Origin of the sequence: Streptomyces hilarionis, from assembly GCF_024539675.1 — a bacterium.
Taxonomy (GTDB): Bacteria; Actinomycetota; Actinomycetes; order Streptomycetales; family Streptomycetaceae; genus Streptomyces; species Streptomyces hilarionis.
This window is the reverse complement of sequence record NZ_JAHHIT010000366.1, coordinates 1-882: the sequence shown is the minus strand read 5'-3', so window position 1 is coordinate 882 and position 882 is coordinate 1. Positions and strand designations below refer to the sequence as shown.

The 882-nt window shown below is 52.8% G+C and carries 2 protein-coding genes; both read left to right on the top strand.

The genetic code is table 11. The annotated features are described in order from the left end of the window. Positions 1-427: hypothetical protein (locus tag KMS84_RS43590; protein ID WP_256921230.1), on the top strand; the 427-nt coding region annotated here is incomplete at its 5' end. Positions 428-694: 267 nt separating this feature from the next. Next, a partial coding sequence (locus KMS84_RS43585; RefSeq protein ID WP_256921229.1) for a recombinase family protein occupies positions 695-882 on the top strand: 188 nt, incomplete at its 3' end.

The window sequence follows — 882 nt, the reverse complement described above, 5'->3', positions numbered from 1 at the left end:
GAGTAGGCCCATGAGCAATGACAAACCAGTCACCATGAAAGAGCTGTCCGAAATCCTACGGCCTCTATCCGAAGCTGTGAGCAGAATCGACCAATCATTGTGGCTGATGGCTCAGCTTCAACTTGCCGCTGAGTTCGAGCCAGAGCAAATCGAACGGCAGAAGCACTATCAAAAATTAGCCACCGCCGAACTGAATTACAAGAGCGCACGCGAAGCTCTGACCGAAGCCCAGAACAACAAACCATTGCCTTTACCTGATGTTGGCCACACCGAGCTGGTGAAGCTGCACGGGAAGGAGAAAGCTGACGAACAGTACAAACCCGTGATTGATGCTATGGCGCAGATATCAGCGGCATCTGATCACCGCACGGCAATTGAAAATGCTGCGCCTGTACTGACAAGGCTTCGTGAAGCGTGGAAGCGCTGAAACAGCAACATGGTGCCCCTGTATAGTACGACACAGGGGCATAACCTCCGGGCTTAGCGACATCCTCACCCACCGCAGCGCCTGCACGAAAAAGCGAGTAATCAATGTGACGGGTTGCCCCTGCTAGGTGTGATCACCCTGTCATATTTGGGTATATCTCAAGTAAGACGCGGCGGCGCTCTGGATCTTCACGAACGATTCAATTTAAGTGACAGCCTTTCTGATACACTCACATGAACACACCCAAAATGATACAGAGAGGTTTACATGTTCGTGCGTGCTTACCTCCGAGCCTCTACCGAGGATCAGGACGCCAGTCGTGCCCGTGATCAACTGGAAGAATTTGTTGCAAGCCACGGAAAGGTTATCGCTGCCAGTTACATGGAGAACATCAGCGGCGCGCTCGCTGATCGGCCAGAGCTTCAACGCCTTCTGAACGATGCGCGCCGGGGTGA